Consider the following 13971-nt stretch of genomic DNA (forward strand, 5'->3'; position numbering starts at 1 on the left):
ATGGATTCCTTTTCACTCCTTTTATTATTTATTAATTAACAAGCACAATGATAAATCCAATAAATAGCACTAACATTGATAGTCTTGGCTTACTTTTTCCAAACAAACCACTCAATAATACAAATGCTAAACCTACAATTAATAATTGATTATTAAACGTTGTTAGCCCCATTAAATCACCAGCCATCATTATAACGCCATATATAACAACAATCGTTATCGCTAGGCTACATAAAAATGACAATATACTCAATAATCTCACAATATACATCCCTTTTTATAAATAGTTATACTATATGCAGTATAAAACAAAAACGCCGCTTCGAAAAGCGACGTCAATCTCGAAAATATATTCCACACTAAAGTTTGGAGGACTTTTTGTGCTTGGTTAGTTATACCCTTCTTTATAAAATAAAAACACAAAAAACTAATTTTTCCAAAAAATTATCATGAATTATAATTAACAGTTAAAAATGCATTGTTTTGAATAAGATTCAACAAGTTAATTAAATTAATTGAATCATACCAGTGGAAAAGAATTTAATAAAAAGTTATCCTATAGTTAAAGTATTAATCATTTCAATTATAAAATAATAATTTATTCGTCTTATAAAAGTAATGTTTCTATTTATGCATTATTTTATATTGTAGTGAATTGTTTTATAGAAAAAAAGGGTGATGAGATGAAAGTATTACGGAAAGTTTATAAAGACGAAGAACCAATTTACCATGTTAAAACCGATAAAGGTTCTGTTATTAGAATTAAAGGTTCTGACGAATTGACCGATGCAGAAACTGAAGAATTATTAACAATAGTTGCAGAGGATATTGATAAAATGAAAAAATAAATAATCAAATTTTGAACGATGATGTTTACGATGGACAAAGGGGTTACATCGTAAGTATCATCGTTATTTTACTGCTTGGTTAGGCATCATAACTGAGTCTTTATATATTATATAATGCTTTTTTAACAATGATTGATACTGAAATCACATTTTATAAAATACTTTGATGTAATAAATAACAAGCACCAAGTTTAATTTATATCAACATAAATTAAATTTAGTGCTTAACAAAAAATTACGGAAACTATTCGTAAATATATAATTATTGCTCAATCAATTGAATTAAATTACCACAAGTGTCATCAATGATTGCTAATTTAATTCCTTCAACCTCTTTTGGTACTGTATGGAATTTCACATCTAGATTTGACAATGACTGATATGTTTGTTCTAAATTAGAAACGCCAAACATTGTGACAGGAATACCTGCATTAAATAAATCGTTTTGATATGTTTTTGCTATAGGATTCTCATTAGGTTCAAGCACAATTTCTACCGGGTTGTCAGAATTGTTTTCTTTTACAGTTAACCATTTAAACCCGCCACCAATCTCCATATCATGTACAAGTTCAAAACCGAGCTTTTCTGTATAAAATTGTTTTGCCTTTTCTTGATCATCTACAAAAATACTCGTAGCAATTATTTTCAATTTATTTCCTCCTTTATTTATAAATATTTTTAATGTCTTCTTTTTATACCCAATTCTTGTCCCCTAACACTTTAAATATTCAACCAATGATTCATAGTTAAATTAAAAATATTAAAGTTGTTAGTAATGACAATGCCAATGAATACTAAATTATTAGTAATTTGAACATACCTTTTATCTGTACTAAAATAACTAATGTAAGTCTTATGTATTTAATTATGGGAGGTTTAAATTTTGGAAGCTTTAACTGAATTACGCGAAAAAAAGCACTTAAGTTTGTCTAAATTAGCGATTAATTTAAACAAAAGTTATGAGAAAAATTACAGAATATGTCAAATTTGGGATTGGGAACATGGATATAGAGAACCATCAGAGAATGACACTAAAATACTAGCTGATTATTTCAACGTATCTCAAAAAACATTTAATCAATAATTATATGAATTTAGTACGAATATTGAATTTATATAATTATTGATTAGATTGTTATCATGTATCACTATTTATAGATAAACTAGACAACTATCATTTATTAAATCGTCTAGTCGACATGCAAAGTCACAGATAGTTAATGTATGTTTATTGTTAATGAAAGTCATGCAATGACAGCCATTTTCTAACTGTTCAGAGTCTGTATGTTGTTTGAGCCTGAAACATTTTCAGGCTCTTTTTTGTAGTGTTATTCATTACTTTTTATAAACAATTGTAATAAAATAATCTACGCCTTCCACAGTGTTCGTAACAGAAGGTGTCACTGATACGAGTTCCCAGTGTTGTTTATCATCCACTTCATGTAAAAATTGGTTCACTCGTCCATCAAATTCTTCAAAGCTTTCTTCGTATTCCATATGCAAAGTTTTAATAAACATATTTGTCTCCTTCTATTATTTTGTATTAATTATTTTCTTATTATAAATCTTCCAAATTACTGAAACAAACATTTTGAAATATTTGAGAACTTAATAAACTATAAATTTGTAAATATACTTTAAAAACTTATGATTACTGCATTTCATTATCCAACCAATCAACAATTTCTTTAAAAATACTCTTATTAAAAGAAGATTCATTAAATATTTCATGTTGTAAACCATCATATATATGAATTGATTTGTGTTCTGAACCTATTTCATCAAATAATTGTAGTGAATCTTTATAACTCACCAAACCATCCTCTTTACCATGTAATATTAATGTAGAATCAATAAATTTAGAGGCATTTTCTTTTAAATACTTTATTCCCTCAATGAGTGTTGATACTAGTCCCATTGAAATTTGTTTAGCGTTTAAATCATCTAATGCATATTTTTCAACAACTTCTTGATCAGAGCATAGTCCTTCACTAAGCACGTTATCAAAATAACTATTCATATCTATCTGTTTGTCTACTTCACCAAATAATTTTTTATTATATCTCGTTAAAGCTCCTGATGTTATGATGCCACTTACTTCATTCGGATGTTGTGTACCGAATAAAGTTACAGTATATCCACCCATACTATGACCAATTAAATAAATTTTACCTTCATAATTTTCTTTAACTTTATCAATCACTGCAGACAAATCTTCTACGATTTCATCCTTATTACTATAAAATGTCTGTTTTCCTTCCGAACGGCCGTGTCCGCGTTGATCATATCTAATGACATTGAATTCATTTTCATTCAAATAACTAGTTATTTCATCATAACGATCAAGATGTTCAGCTAATCCGTGGACAATGATAATATTTGCTTTAGCCTTTTCAACTTCATTTATTTTTGTATAAAGTTTCGTGTTATCTTTGGACAATACATATTTTATATAATTCATTTTCACTTCACCTCATAGTATTAAAAATAAATTTATTTATACTATTAAAGTCCCCCTTTCAAATTAAAAACAAACTTAATCTGCCTATAATATTCCATAAATTCGTAAATGGTGATTGACCTCGACCTTCTTTCAACCTTTAAATCTTAGTTAATGATATGATTATATTGGAGGGCGATATGAATGGCGAAATATATATTATCCTATAATTTAAATTCTATTTCTTTTGGATATGAAAAGTTACCATCAAAGTTAAATCTTGTAGGTAAACCATTGTACATTTATAAAGGACTGTGGTTATTAAAAAGTGACTTGGATCAAAATAGCATTTGTGAAAATATAAAGAGTGCTTTCAATTCAAATGATGATTTTTTAATATTTGAAATTAATCAAAGTCCTTTGGGCACTTTGAGTGCACAAAAGTACGACGAAATATTAAATTTACTTAATGATTAAACATATTCTTAAATTTGAATGTGTTTTTTATTTGTATTATTTAAGTTAATTTCATAAATATGTTATACTTTTTATTACTTAAAAGATTTATGTATAGTACAATTATATAAATGGTCAGTTTTGTACTTCAACCTATTTCACAGTTTCATTTGCAATTTCATAATTTTAAAACAATGACCATTGTTAAGGGGATATTTATGAAAATTATTGATTTCAAAATTAGTAACTATGATATAATCTATACTGTTAAAACGGATAACGGACATACGTTTTCCCACGCTCTACCAAAGGATACAACATCACAAAATGTTCATCGTTATTTGAATATATTGTGTATTAATGTTGACCGAACAAAGTAATATATACCTATAATTATTAAGAGGACAGCTCTTTTAACTGTCTTTAACTATCAAATAGATACAATATTTCTAACAAAGTCTAGCAAATGATCTGCAAAGTTCATTTACTAGATTTTTTTATTCTCATTAATTCATACTACATTCTTCAACTAAAATCATATTTATTTAATTCTTTTATAAAAATTTTGTTATAATTAAGTTTAAAATAATTTTTCAGAATATTAAGATTCTATTTTATATAAAATAATGATATTAGTTCAAAATTTATGTTAACTCAAAGGGGTGTATCAATGAAATTTTTAAAAAACAAAGGGAAAACAACAAATAAAAACAGAAAAAAGTTCGAAATGCCTCATATTTATGTCATATTATTTATATTTGGTGCCATCGCTACCATTTCCACTTACCTCATTCCTTCCGGAGAGTTTAATCGAATTAAAGGACCTGAAGGCAGAGAAATGGTTGATGCAGATTCATTTCATTACATAAAAGCTACACCAGTCAATATAATAGACTTTATATCCATTATTCCTAAAGGACTCATAGCAGCAGGTGAAATCGTATTCTTCACACTTATTATTGGTGGTATGTTTATGGTATTAAGACGTACTGGCATTATTGAAATTGGTGTTGATAAACTCGCGCGTAAATTTTTAAATCATAGTATCTTTATCATTCCAGTATTGACCTCTGTATTTGCAATTATTGCTACTTTAATTGGTACAGCTGAACTTTCGCTTGTATACATACCAGTTATCATTCCGTTAATTATTGCCTTAGGCTATGATTCTATAACGGCTACTGCAATTGCGTTATGTGGTACTGTAGTCGGTTTTACAGTTGGTGTATTAAATCCAATCAACACTGGATTGGCTCAAAAATTGTCCGGTGTACCTGTTTTTTCTGGTATTGGCTTACGACTCACACTCTTTATCATTGTGCTCTTTGTAACAATATTATTTATAATGAGATACGCTCAAAAAGTAAAACAAAATCCAAATATCAGTTTAGTTTATCAAGAAGACACAGAAAAAAGACAGACATATAAAGATATTACGAAGCACAAACCATTGGTTGCCACTCAACGTCAAAAAATCGGTATTGCTATAGTATTAACCTTTTTCGTCATACTTGTTTATGGCGTGACTACACAAGGTTGGTTTATGGTTGAAATGTCCGGCTTATTTATCATTATGGGCATTGTCGTTGGATTAGTTACCGGGTTGACTACACGTGAAATTTGCGAATCATTTAACGACGGATTTAAGTATGTTTTGATGGGCGCTATCATTGTTGGGCTTGCCCGTTCTATCGTGGTAGTTCTTGAAGATGGTAAAATTATGGATAGTATTGTCTATGGATTAGGTTCTGTTATTGAGGGGGCCACACCGACTGTCGCAGTCATTGGTATGTATATCGTTCAGGTATTAATTAACTTCATCATCTCATCGGGAAGTGGTCAAGCACTTGTCACTATGCCTATCATGGCACCTTTAGCCGATATGCTAGGTATTACTCGCCAAACAGCCGTTTTGGCTTTCCAATTAGGCGATGGTTTCACACATGTATTCTACCCCACAAGCGGTTATTTCATGGCTGCATTAGCTATTGGTGGCGTGTCTTATACCAAGTGGATCAAGTTTTTCTTTCCACTATTTATTATATGGGGACTTATTTCTATTGCTACATTGGTAATTGCGCAATTAATTGGCTGGTCCTAAATATGCTAATACTGGTCATTCGTATATCAGCGCTATTGATAAAATTTTAGTCTTTTATAACTTTTAATGAGTACATAAACGTCAATTTCTATTGAGATGAAATAGAAATTGACGTTTCTTCTGTTTTATAAAAAATGATATGCTGTTGAACGATTAACCTTTTTGGCAAACTTTGAGAATCAATTCAAGTTCACGTTTCCCCTATGGATACAGTCAATCATCATTCTATTAAAAATCAATCAATCATTAATTCATTCTAAAATACTACGGTTTTCATTTTCTTTGATTACTAATTTTTAAATTCCAGTTGCAAGATTATTCTCTTATTTTTAAATTAATGTTTTATGTTAATCATCATTCTCTATCACTTTTTCCATTCTATAATTAGTAGTTTGAAACCCTAACTTATGATACAAGGACACTGCCCGCCTATTATGACCGAACACATGTAAACCGATACGATGTATATTATTTTTTTCACAATAATCTTCGATACAAAGCATAGTTTTCTCACCTAATCCTTTCCCTCTATAATTGTCAAAAATATGTACATCATAAATAAAACACTTATTTATCTTTTTATTTTCCGCAAAATGCAGCCAGCAATATCCAATCGTTTCATTCAAATAAACAACAGTAAATAAATATTGATTATCAGTAGCTAATCCGTGGGGCAGTAATTTTTCAAAATCTGAACGTGCCCTTTCAATAGCTCCTTCTGTTTCCCAAACACCGCTTTTTATATGTTCATGTGCATATTCATGTATGCTCTTTTCATAAACTTTATCAAAAGTTCGTTGCGTCATTGGTTCTAGTGTTAACGACATGTCATCCCCCTCTCTTTAAATTAACACTAGTTTAGCATAATTCATTTTTCGTTTACGAATTAAAAAAAGTGGAACAAACACGTTACCTTTAAAAAGATAGTGTCGTTCCACTTTATCAAAGTCACTATATTCGCACATTTATTCAAAATTTTTATAGTGCTATTTCAATTTCAATGTCATCGCATTAATGGCAACAATAACCGTACTTAAAGACATCAAAATTGCTCCGACAGCAGGTGATAAGATTAAGCCAATAAATGCTAAAACGCCAGCTGCGAGCGGTACAGCAATAATGTTATATCCAGCGCCCCACCATAAGTTTTGAACCATTTTTCTCATAGTATTTTTAGAAAGTGTAAGGAAATGAATAATGTCTGATGGTGCACTTTTAACAAGGATCACATCTCCTGATTCAACAGCAACATCCGTACCTGCACCAATAGCCATACCTATATCCGCTCGAATTAAACTAGGTGCATCATTGATTCCATCACCAACCATCATTACTTTATGTCCCTCAGCTTGATAGTCTTGAATAATCTTTTCTTTATCTTCAGGTAATAGTTGAGCATGAACATCATTAATACCTAGTTCTTTAGCGACTGTATTTGCCACTTCATTATTATCACCTGTTAACATCACTGGTGTAATATTTCTTGATAATAAATCTGAAACCATTTTTCTCGAACTTTTTTTAATTTTATCACCTTGTGCAATCACTCCAATGACTGCTTCATTATGAATTAAAAAGCTAACTGAATTACCTTGTTTAGCAAGTTTTTCAAACTGTTCTATATCATATTTCAAATTATTTTTTTCTAAATAACTTACATTGGTAATTTTATATTTTTGATTTTCTATTATACCTTGTAAACCAACACCTGGTATATTTGTTACTTCTTGAGGATTTTTGATTGTGATACCTTTATTTTTTGCAAACGTCACGATGCCTAAAGCAAGTGGATGGTTAGAATTACTTTCCAATGAGGCAAATAAAGATAAGATTGCTTCATTATCACTTTGAGGTGTATAGCTTTCATAATGATTAACTGAAAAATCACCTTCAGTTAAAGTCCCTGTTTTGTCCATCATAATATAGTCAATATGCTGAGCTAATTCAACAGAAGATCTATTTTTTATGATTAAGCCATGATGTGCACCAATAGAAGTAGAACGTGCTGTAACAAGTGGTATTGCTAATCCCAATGCATGCGGACAAGCAATAACCAATACTGTCACTAATCGTTCCAAAGCAAAATCTAAATTATTATGGATAATCATCCACACGATAAATGATATTAAACCAATACTCACTGCAAAATAAAATAGATAGCCTGCTACTTTATCTGATAATAGTTCAGCGTCTGATTTGTCATTTTGTGTTTGATTGACTAACCCCATTACTTGGGATAAATAGCCATTTTCACCTGTAGCAGTTACTTTGACATTTACCGTACCTGAACCATTTATTGAACCACCAATCACTTGATCTTGTACATTTTTAACCACTTGCTTAGATTCTCCTGTGACTAATGATTCATCTACAGAAGTACTACCTTGAATAATCACACCATCTGCCGGTATGCTTTCTCCAGCTTTCACTTCTACGATATCATTCTCTTCGATTTCTGAAATAGAAACTTCTTCTTTTTGTTCTGAATCTATGATTCTTATTGCTTTGTTAGGTAGAAGTTCTGCCATTTTCTTTAAAGCATTGCCTGCATTACCAACTGCATTCATTTCAATCCAATGTCCTAATAACATAATTAATATTAATGTTGCTAATTCCCAGAAAAAGTCCATTACATGTCCTGATACATTGCTAAATTGATTCATATAAAATGCATATAAACTATAAACATATGCTACAGAAATACCTAACGCAACAAGCGTCATCATACCAGGCTTTTTAGACGCAAGTTCATCTTTTGCACCAGTTAAAAAAGGTTTGCCACCATAGAAAAACAAAACTGTGGCAAGTACTAATACAATCCAATCAGAACCATTAAATGAGAACTGAAACGGTAATTTTATTCCCATCATTGGTGATAAAATGATGATTGGTATGGCAAATAATAATGATATAAAAAATTTACGCTTAAAATTACCATGATGATGCCCATGGTGTTCATGCATTTCATGTCCTTCATGATGATGTGTATGATGTCCTTCGTGCATCTGATGCTCATGACTATCATGTGCTTCATGATTATTGGAACTTGTCATATTATATCCTCCTTACAAAGTGTATCGTTATTCTATTAACATAAACGATTATAACACATACCCCTATAAGGTATAATAAATATGCTTACAATTACTAAAAAAGACTGAAACCAACGAATTTCATCGCCTTGATTTCAGTCCTTTTGATCACAGCTATTTATTTTAAGAAGCACTAAATGTTATTCACTTACTGCAAAATAATTACCTTGTCCATCTTGAAAATTAAATACACGCGTTCCTGACATTTCAATAATATCATGTCCAGTTAAACCCATGTCTTTTAATTTTGTATAAAGCTCATCAAAATTAGAAGCTTTAAACATCAGTGATGGTGTTCCCAGATTAACGCCTGGGCTATATTTTTTTATAAATTCTTTTTCCATAATAGAGATAGATGTTTCAACTTCATTATTGGGAGCAATTTCTACTGCTTTATATCCCTCCGCTAATGCTTCTTCTGATAAAACTGCAAATCCCATGGTATTTTTCCAAAAATCAACAGCTTTTGACTGATCATCTACATATAGCATGACTTGATTTAATTTTTCCATTTCAATACACCTTTCAATTTTAGACATGCTTAAATATAGCCAAAACGATATACATATAAACGATTTATGTAAAAAATTTTTCCCTGTATATAAGTATATAAATTTAAATTTTAGTATTCTCATTAATAATTTAATCTTCTAAAGGATTCAAGTTCCTACCTAAACGCAGTGTGGTTATATATATCATTGGTGGGATGAATTTATTATTTTATCTATGTGTTATTACTAAAACCACCGTCAACACCCATTTTTTTCATTTCTTTTCCTTCTTCTTGACTATTCAATGTAAACACATGAACTTTTAAACCGTTTTTGTGAGCTCGTTTAATCAACAATTTTATAGTAAAATTCAGCAACACTGTGACATAAATAAATTATTATTATATAATATGAACAAATAATTCATTTGTCATAGTTAATTCAAAATCATGATATGCTAAATCAAAATGAGGTGCTTTATGAGATTTAAAAAAAGTCTAAAATATTCTACTATTTTTTTCTTGATAATAACATTTATCACAATTTTAACTAGACCATCAGAAACAAAAATAAATGAAATTATGAACGCTTCTAATTTCAATACATTGCTTTTGATTAGTAACGAATTTATAAAAACAATATCTATAAGTTTACCACCATCAATCATCATATTTTTGGTTTTTTATTTTTATATTTTAAGGTCTCAACAAGATTAATATGCTAAATGATTTTTTGGACAAACGTACTTATCTCTTATTACAACGCAAAAAATTGTTAAAAATAAATTTGTAATTAAAAAGTTAATGCTTCTCAAAGCACATGCTTAAATCTTTACTTCTAAAATTATACATATAATTATATTCATTCATTTAGCCTTAACCTATTAAACCCACTCTAAAAATAGTTTTTATTACAAAAACGCCCACCAATTGGTGAGCGTTTGTTTACTGAAATTTAGTTTTATAAAAAGAAGCATAAGCATCATCTATTAATCACTTTATGACTATGCATTTGTAAAGTACACACTGCTAAAAAATTTAAGGAATAATGTGCAACCTACTTTTATTAACTACATTTTAAGTATTAATTTGTACTTTAGTTACATAGCCATCATTTACATAAAATTTAATTGATGTACCATTATAATTACGTTCATACATATTCCCTGCTGGTGTGTCCGTTACATCTGAAGGTCCATATACTGTTAATAAATCATTTTTTGAAACAGTTTTACCATCTAAATCAAAAGTAACAGCATCTGCTTTATTTTCGCCAGTTTTACGAAATGATTGATCATATATATCTACCATCTCCGCTGTTTCTGCATCGCTATTTGTAATTTTATAACCATTAATTGTTAAATTTTTGTATTTAATTGCATTAATAAAATCTTGATCCAAAATAAATTCACTATTTGCTGATGTATAACCTGTGTAGTTATAATATGGCGTTTCTGCTGCTTGGGTTTGTGATTGATGTGAATCGATTGCTGCTGCACCTACTGCTGTACTAAATACAAGGCCGCAAGATAACATTATCTTTGACACTTTATTCATATTAAACACTCCCTGTAAAAATTTTGAATCTCAGTTGATTCAATTGTAATATTACACTTATATTACAAAAAGTCAATTGTTTACTGAATAATATAATCCCCAAAATTTTTGAGTTCACAAAAATTGACACCTCACATAACGTTAGAAAATTACAAGACTATTATTCATTAATTAAACAAGTAAAATGAAATTATCAATTATAAAGGAGAAAATATCATGCCTTATTTATTATTAATTTTAGCTATAGTGGGAGAAGTCATAGGTAGTGCATTTCTTAAATCATCTGAAGGTTTTTCTAAGCTTTTTCCAACTTTGGCAACAATTATTTCATTTCTTGCATGCTTTTATTTTTTAAGCAAAACTTTACAATATTTACCATTAAATATTACATATGCTAGTTGGGCTGGACTTGGTTTGGTACTTACAACGATTGTGTCAGTTGTAATTTTCAAAGAACAAATTAATTTGATGAGTGTCATTTCAATTACTATTATTATTGTGGGTGTTGTATTACTTAATACTTTTGGGTCAACTCATTAGACACTTAATTTTTAAATTATTAGCCACCTTAGATAGGTGGCTACAGACTGTCGACAAAGTCTCCAACTTTGTTGGCAGTTTTTTTATACACGCTTTCCGCGGGCACTGCCTTATCTGTAGTCTTCGTCTAGTGCTATTCCCGCAGGAGTCGGCATAAATCACTGCCAACATTATAATATATGTAAATTAAGCAGTGATGGTGTTTATTATGCTGAATAAATCAATTGATAAAAGAGATCAATATGAAATGATTTCTATCTCTGACTTAGTCGCTAATAGTCATTTATTACGTAAAGTCGATGCGATATTAGATTTAAATTTTGTATATGAACTTGTCGAATACAAAGGAAGAATGAATATAAACATGGTCATAGTAAATTCGTTTCTGAAAAATTGAAATGTGCCTTATCTATAGTAAAAATACGACTTACTATAGAATCCTAATTCATGTTCATAATAAAAAAGGAACTGTTTGAAAGTCCCTTTAAAGTGAGTTACCAAGTTATAATTTTTAATTTTCAATTTCCTTCAATGCCTTTTTAGGTATATCCATTTTATTCACTTCTTCATACGTAGCCACATGGGCTCCTTTATGAGTGATTTTCAAATATTTGTCTAGCTTTAAAGTTTTTGCAGCTGTGAAAGTTATATCTCTACTTTCACCATATTTATTATAAGCATTTTGTGTGTAGCTAACTCTATCATATTCGAGAAATTTATCAGGCTTTTTTGTTTTTACATAACTATTTTCTTGTTTCACTAGGGGGTTAATTTGATCAATTATGCCGGCAATTTCTCCCTCTTGCTTTTTTCCATTAGATACTATGTACATGCCTATTAGTATTATTGCTAAACCTAGTATTACAACTGGCATTAAAATCAATATCTTTTTCATTTAAAATCATTCCTTTCGTTATATAAAATATTTTATCAATCAATATGAATTAACTGTACTTACAATATTGTTATCTTTTTTCACTTAAAATTCAGTTGGATATATAAACTAATATAGTTTTAACCATACTTTTTAAATAAATAGAAATATTCTAAGTAATTATTTTCGTAAAAAATAAAATATTGTATAATATAATCATCAAAAGGAGGAGATTTTATGCTAGTCAGAAAAAATACATTAATAATTCAAATTAAAACTAAAACAACAGGAGGAATAAATGATTAAATCAATCAATTGTATAAATTTGCAAACAATATATGATTGAAATCTTACTTTTAATCATTTATTCCAATAAGGAGTTATAATGATTAAAAGAAGTTTAATTATTCCACTTTATATCAATATTTTTTTGGCATTTACTGGCATAGGACTAGTCGTTCCAAGTTTACCTTTAATAATTAAAGATTTATCTATAACTGGAAATGCTTTTGGAGTACTTATTGCAGTTTTTTCTTTTTTCCAAATGATTTGTTCACTTATAATTGGATACTTTTCTGACAAGTACCCCAAAAAGCACTTTCTATCGTTTGGATTGTTATTCTATATAATTTCAGAATGCTTATTCGGGATAGGTATGGATTTTTATACACTCTTTGTTTCCAGAGTATTGGGAGGCATAAGTGCTGCCTTAATGACTACATCTATTATTGGCATTATCGGAGATATCTCTGATGAAAAAAATCGTGATAAAAATTTCGGCACATTTTCAGCTATAACATCATTAGGCTTTATCATTGGACCAGGTATAGGAGCGTTGTTTTCATCAATCCACATAAGATTACCTTATTTTATAGCTATGGTAATAGGTATGATCATGTTAGTTATAAATTTAAAGTTAAGTATTCCACATATTAAAAATGAAGATGTACCAAAAAATAAAAATTTCAAAATAAAATTCAAAGACTTAAAACTATATTTATTACCTTCTATAATTATATTCTTATTAGCATTTGGACTAGCTGCTATAGAAGAGCTTTATCCATTATACTTAGTCGATAAAGCTGCGTTTACATCTATTAATATAGCTGCCGCGATTATAGGTGGATCTTTGCTAGGCGCTTTCACTCAATATTTTCTATATCCTAAAATTTCAAAGTATTTGAGTGAACTTTCGATCATCACTATTAGTTCTATGTATTCGATCGTCATATTATTTAGCTTGTTATTCTTAAATTCTGTAATATCCCTCATATTAATAAGTTGGATTATATTTATTGGATTTGATATCATACGCCCTACTATAACAGTGTATCTATCAAAATTAGTTCAAAACAAACAAGGTTTAGCAGGTTCAATAAACTCTACTTTTACCTCTTTAGGTACTTTAATAGCACCAATTATTGCTGGTTATTTTTACTCTCAAAATATAAATGCACCAGTTTATCTTGCTATGATTTCTATTGTCTTAAGTATTCTTACTTTGTTCATTTTTCCTAAAAAGTAAATACTGGATAATTAAAAAGGATAGGCATTCATTTGCCTATCCTTCTGC

17 protein-coding genes are annotated in these 13971 nt (G+C 29.3%); 7 read left to right on the forward strand and 10 right to left on the reverse strand.

Annotation, left to right across the window (positions count from 1 at the left end):
- Positions 1-31: 31 nt before the first annotated feature.
- The gene (locus tag AB1J10_RS04155; protein WP_046207476.1) at positions 32-262 is read right to left on the reverse strand and encodes a hypothetical protein; all 231 of its coding nucleotides are present in this window, start codon (positions 260-262) and stop codon (positions 32-34) included.
- 421 nt (positions 263-683) lie between these two features.
- Between AB1J10_RS04155 and vraX the strand changes: the two genes are divergently transcribed.
- The gene (gene vraX / locus AB1J10_RS04160) at positions 684-848 is read left to right on the forward strand and encodes a C1q-binding complement inhibitor VraX (RefSeq protein ID WP_164996921.1); all 165 of its coding nucleotides are present in this window, start codon (positions 684-686) and stop codon (positions 846-848) included.
- Positions 849-1110: 262 nt separating this feature from the next.
- Here vraX and AB1J10_RS04165 read toward each other — a convergent pair whose 3' ends face one another.
- Positions 1111-1497, reverse strand: a complete 387-nt coding sequence (locus tag AB1J10_RS04165) for a VOC family protein (protein WP_070039151.1) — start codon at positions 1495-1497, stop codon at positions 1111-1113.
- 234 nt (positions 1498-1731) lie between these two features.
- Here AB1J10_RS04165 and AB1J10_RS04170 point away from each other — a divergent pair, with 234 nt between their 5' ends.
- On the forward strand, positions 1732-1932 hold the full coding sequence (locus tag AB1J10_RS04170) for a helix-turn-helix domain-containing protein (RefSeq protein ID WP_046207474.1): 201 nt from the start codon (positions 1732-1734) through the stop codon (positions 1930-1932).
- A gap of 251 nt (positions 1933-2183) precedes the next feature.
- Here the strand turns inward: AB1J10_RS04170 and AB1J10_RS04175 are convergent, their stop codons facing one another.
- Both AB1J10_RS04175 and AB1J10_RS04180 read right to left on the reverse strand, forming a co-directional pair.
- Positions 2184-2366, reverse strand: coding sequence for a hypothetical protein (locus AB1J10_RS04175; RefSeq protein ID WP_064209478.1), 183 nt, complete (start codon positions 2364-2366; stop codon positions 2184-2186).
- Between the two features lie 133 nt (positions 2367-2499).
- Positions 2500-3309 (reverse strand): alpha/beta hydrolase, encoded by an 810-nt coding sequence (locus AB1J10_RS04180; protein WP_064209479.1) that lies wholly within the window; start codon positions 3307-3309, stop codon positions 2500-2502.
- Between the two features lie 183 nt (positions 3310-3492).
- Between AB1J10_RS04180 and AB1J10_RS04185 the strand changes: the two genes are divergently transcribed.
- The gene (locus AB1J10_RS04185; protein ID WP_070039149.1) at positions 3493-3765 is read left to right on the forward strand and encodes a hypothetical protein; all 273 of its coding nucleotides are present in this window, start codon (positions 3493-3495) and stop codon (positions 3763-3765) included.
- 649 nt (positions 3766-4414) lie between these two features.
- Positions 4415-5845: a YfcC family protein gene (locus AB1J10_RS04190; RefSeq protein ID WP_070039148.1), complete on the forward strand. Its 1431-nt coding sequence runs from the start codon at positions 4415-4417 to the stop codon at positions 5843-5845.
- 347 nt (positions 5846-6192) lie between these two features.
- Here AB1J10_RS04190 and AB1J10_RS04195 read toward each other — a convergent pair whose 3' ends face one another.
- The 5 genes from AB1J10_RS04195 to isaB all read right to left on the reverse strand — a co-directional run bounded on the left by AB1J10_RS04195 (position 6193) and on the right by isaB (position 10984).
- Complete coding sequence (locus tag AB1J10_RS04195) at positions 6193-6672, reverse strand: GNAT family N-acetyltransferase (RefSeq protein ID WP_070039147.1); 480 nt, start codon at positions 6670-6672, stop codon at positions 6193-6195.
- A 159-nt stretch (positions 6673-6831) separates the two neighbouring features.
- A complete protein-coding gene (locus AB1J10_RS04200) occupies positions 6832-8898 on the reverse strand; it encodes a heavy metal translocating P-type ATPase (protein WP_070039145.1) in 2067 nt (688 codons plus the stop codon).
- A 179-nt stretch (positions 8899-9077) separates the two neighbouring features.
- Positions 9078-9449, reverse strand: coding sequence for a VOC family protein (locus AB1J10_RS04205; protein ID WP_046207467.1), 372 nt, complete (start codon positions 9447-9449; stop codon positions 9078-9080).
- A gap of 212 nt (positions 9450-9661) precedes the next feature.
- Positions 9662-9808 (reverse strand): glycerophosphodiester phosphodiesterase family protein, encoded by a 147-nt coding sequence (locus AB1J10_RS04210; protein ID WP_261660231.1) that lies wholly within the window; start codon positions 9806-9808, stop codon positions 9662-9664.
- Between the two features lie 696 nt (positions 9809-10504).
- Positions 10505-10984, reverse strand: a complete 480-nt coding sequence (isaB, locus tag AB1J10_RS04215) for an immunodominant staphylococcal antigen IsaB family protein (protein ID WP_046207464.1) — start codon at positions 10982-10984, stop codon at positions 10505-10507.
- A 216-nt stretch (positions 10985-11200) separates the two neighbouring features.
- Here isaB and qac point away from each other — a divergent pair, with 216 nt between their 5' ends.
- Both qac and AB1J10_RS04225 read left to right on the forward strand, forming a co-directional pair.
- Positions 11201-11524, forward strand: coding sequence for a QacCGHJ group quaternary ammonium compound efflux SMR transporter (qac, locus tag AB1J10_RS04220; protein ID WP_046207463.1), 324 nt, complete (start codon positions 11201-11203; stop codon positions 11522-11524).
- Between the two features lie 208 nt (positions 11525-11732).
- A complete protein-coding gene (locus AB1J10_RS04225) occupies positions 11733-11921 on the forward strand; it encodes a hypothetical protein (RefSeq protein WP_070039142.1) in 189 nt (62 codons plus the stop codon).
- Between the two features lie 114 nt (positions 11922-12035).
- Here AB1J10_RS04225 and AB1J10_RS04230 read toward each other — a convergent pair whose 3' ends face one another.
- Positions 12036-12419, reverse strand: coding sequence for a YxeA family protein (locus AB1J10_RS04230; RefSeq protein ID WP_046207461.1), 384 nt, complete (start codon positions 12417-12419; stop codon positions 12036-12038).
- Between the two features lie 364 nt (positions 12420-12783).
- Between AB1J10_RS04230 and AB1J10_RS04235 the strand changes: the two genes are divergently transcribed.
- Positions 12784-13923, forward strand: coding sequence for an MFS transporter (locus AB1J10_RS04235; protein ID WP_070039139.1), 1140 nt, complete (start codon positions 12784-12786; stop codon positions 13921-13923).
- Positions 13924-13971: the final 48 nt, after the last annotated feature.

Source organism: Staphylococcus cohnii species complex 1663, assembly GCF_041008415.1.
GTDB classification, from domain to species: Bacteria; Bacillota; Bacilli; order Staphylococcales; family Staphylococcaceae; genus Staphylococcus; species Staphylococcus ureilyticus.

What these genes read in the sequence shown, in the direction of transcription:
- vraX (WP_164996921.1), top strand. Translation starts at nt 684, where the DNA reads ATGAAAGTATTACGGAAAGTTTATAAAGACGAAGAACCAATTTACCAT.
- AB1J10_RS04175 (WP_064209478.1), bottom strand. Translation starts at nt 2,366, where the DNA reads ATGTTTATTAAAACTTTGCATATGGAATACGAAGAAAGCTTTGAAGAA.
- AB1J10_RS04180 (WP_064209479.1), bottom strand. Translation starts at nt 3,309, where the DNA reads ATGAATTATATAAAATATGTATTGTCCAAAGATAACACGAAACTTTAT.
- AB1J10_RS04185 (WP_070039149.1), top strand. Translation starts at nt 3,493, where the DNA reads ATGGCGAAATATATATTATCCTATAATTTAAATTCTATTTCTTTTGGA.
- AB1J10_RS04190 (WP_070039148.1), top strand. Translation starts at nt 4,415, where the DNA reads ATGAAATTTTTAAAAAACAAAGGGAAAACAACAAATAAAAACAGAAAA.
- AB1J10_RS04195 (WP_070039147.1), bottom strand. Translation starts at nt 6,672, where the DNA reads ATGTCGTTAACACTAGAACCAATGACGCAACGAACTTTTGATAAAGTT.
- AB1J10_RS04200 (WP_070039145.1), bottom strand. Translation starts at nt 8,898, where the DNA reads ATGACAAGTTCCAATAATCATGAAGCACATGATAGTCATGAGCATCAG.
- AB1J10_RS04205 (WP_046207467.1), bottom strand. Translation starts at nt 9,449, where the DNA reads ATGGAAAAATTAAATCAAGTCATGCTATATGTAGATGATCAGTCAAAA.
- isaB (WP_046207464.1), bottom strand. Translation starts at nt 10,984, where the DNA reads ATGAATAAAGTGTCAAAGATAATGTTATCTTGCGGCCTTGTATTTAGT.
- qac (WP_046207463.1), top strand. Translation starts at nt 11,201, where the DNA reads ATGCCTTATTTATTATTAATTTTAGCTATAGTGGGAGAAGTCATAGGT.
- AB1J10_RS04225 (WP_070039142.1), top strand. Translation starts at nt 11,733, where the DNA reads ATGCTGAATAAATCAATTGATAAAAGAGATCAATATGAAATGATTTCT.
- AB1J10_RS04230 (WP_046207461.1), bottom strand. Translation starts at nt 12,419, where the DNA reads ATGAAAAAGATATTGATTTTAATGCCAGTTGTAATACTAGGTTTAGCA.
- AB1J10_RS04235 (WP_070039139.1), top strand. Translation starts at nt 12,784, where the DNA reads ATGATTAAAAGAAGTTTAATTATTCCACTTTATATCAATATTTTTTTG.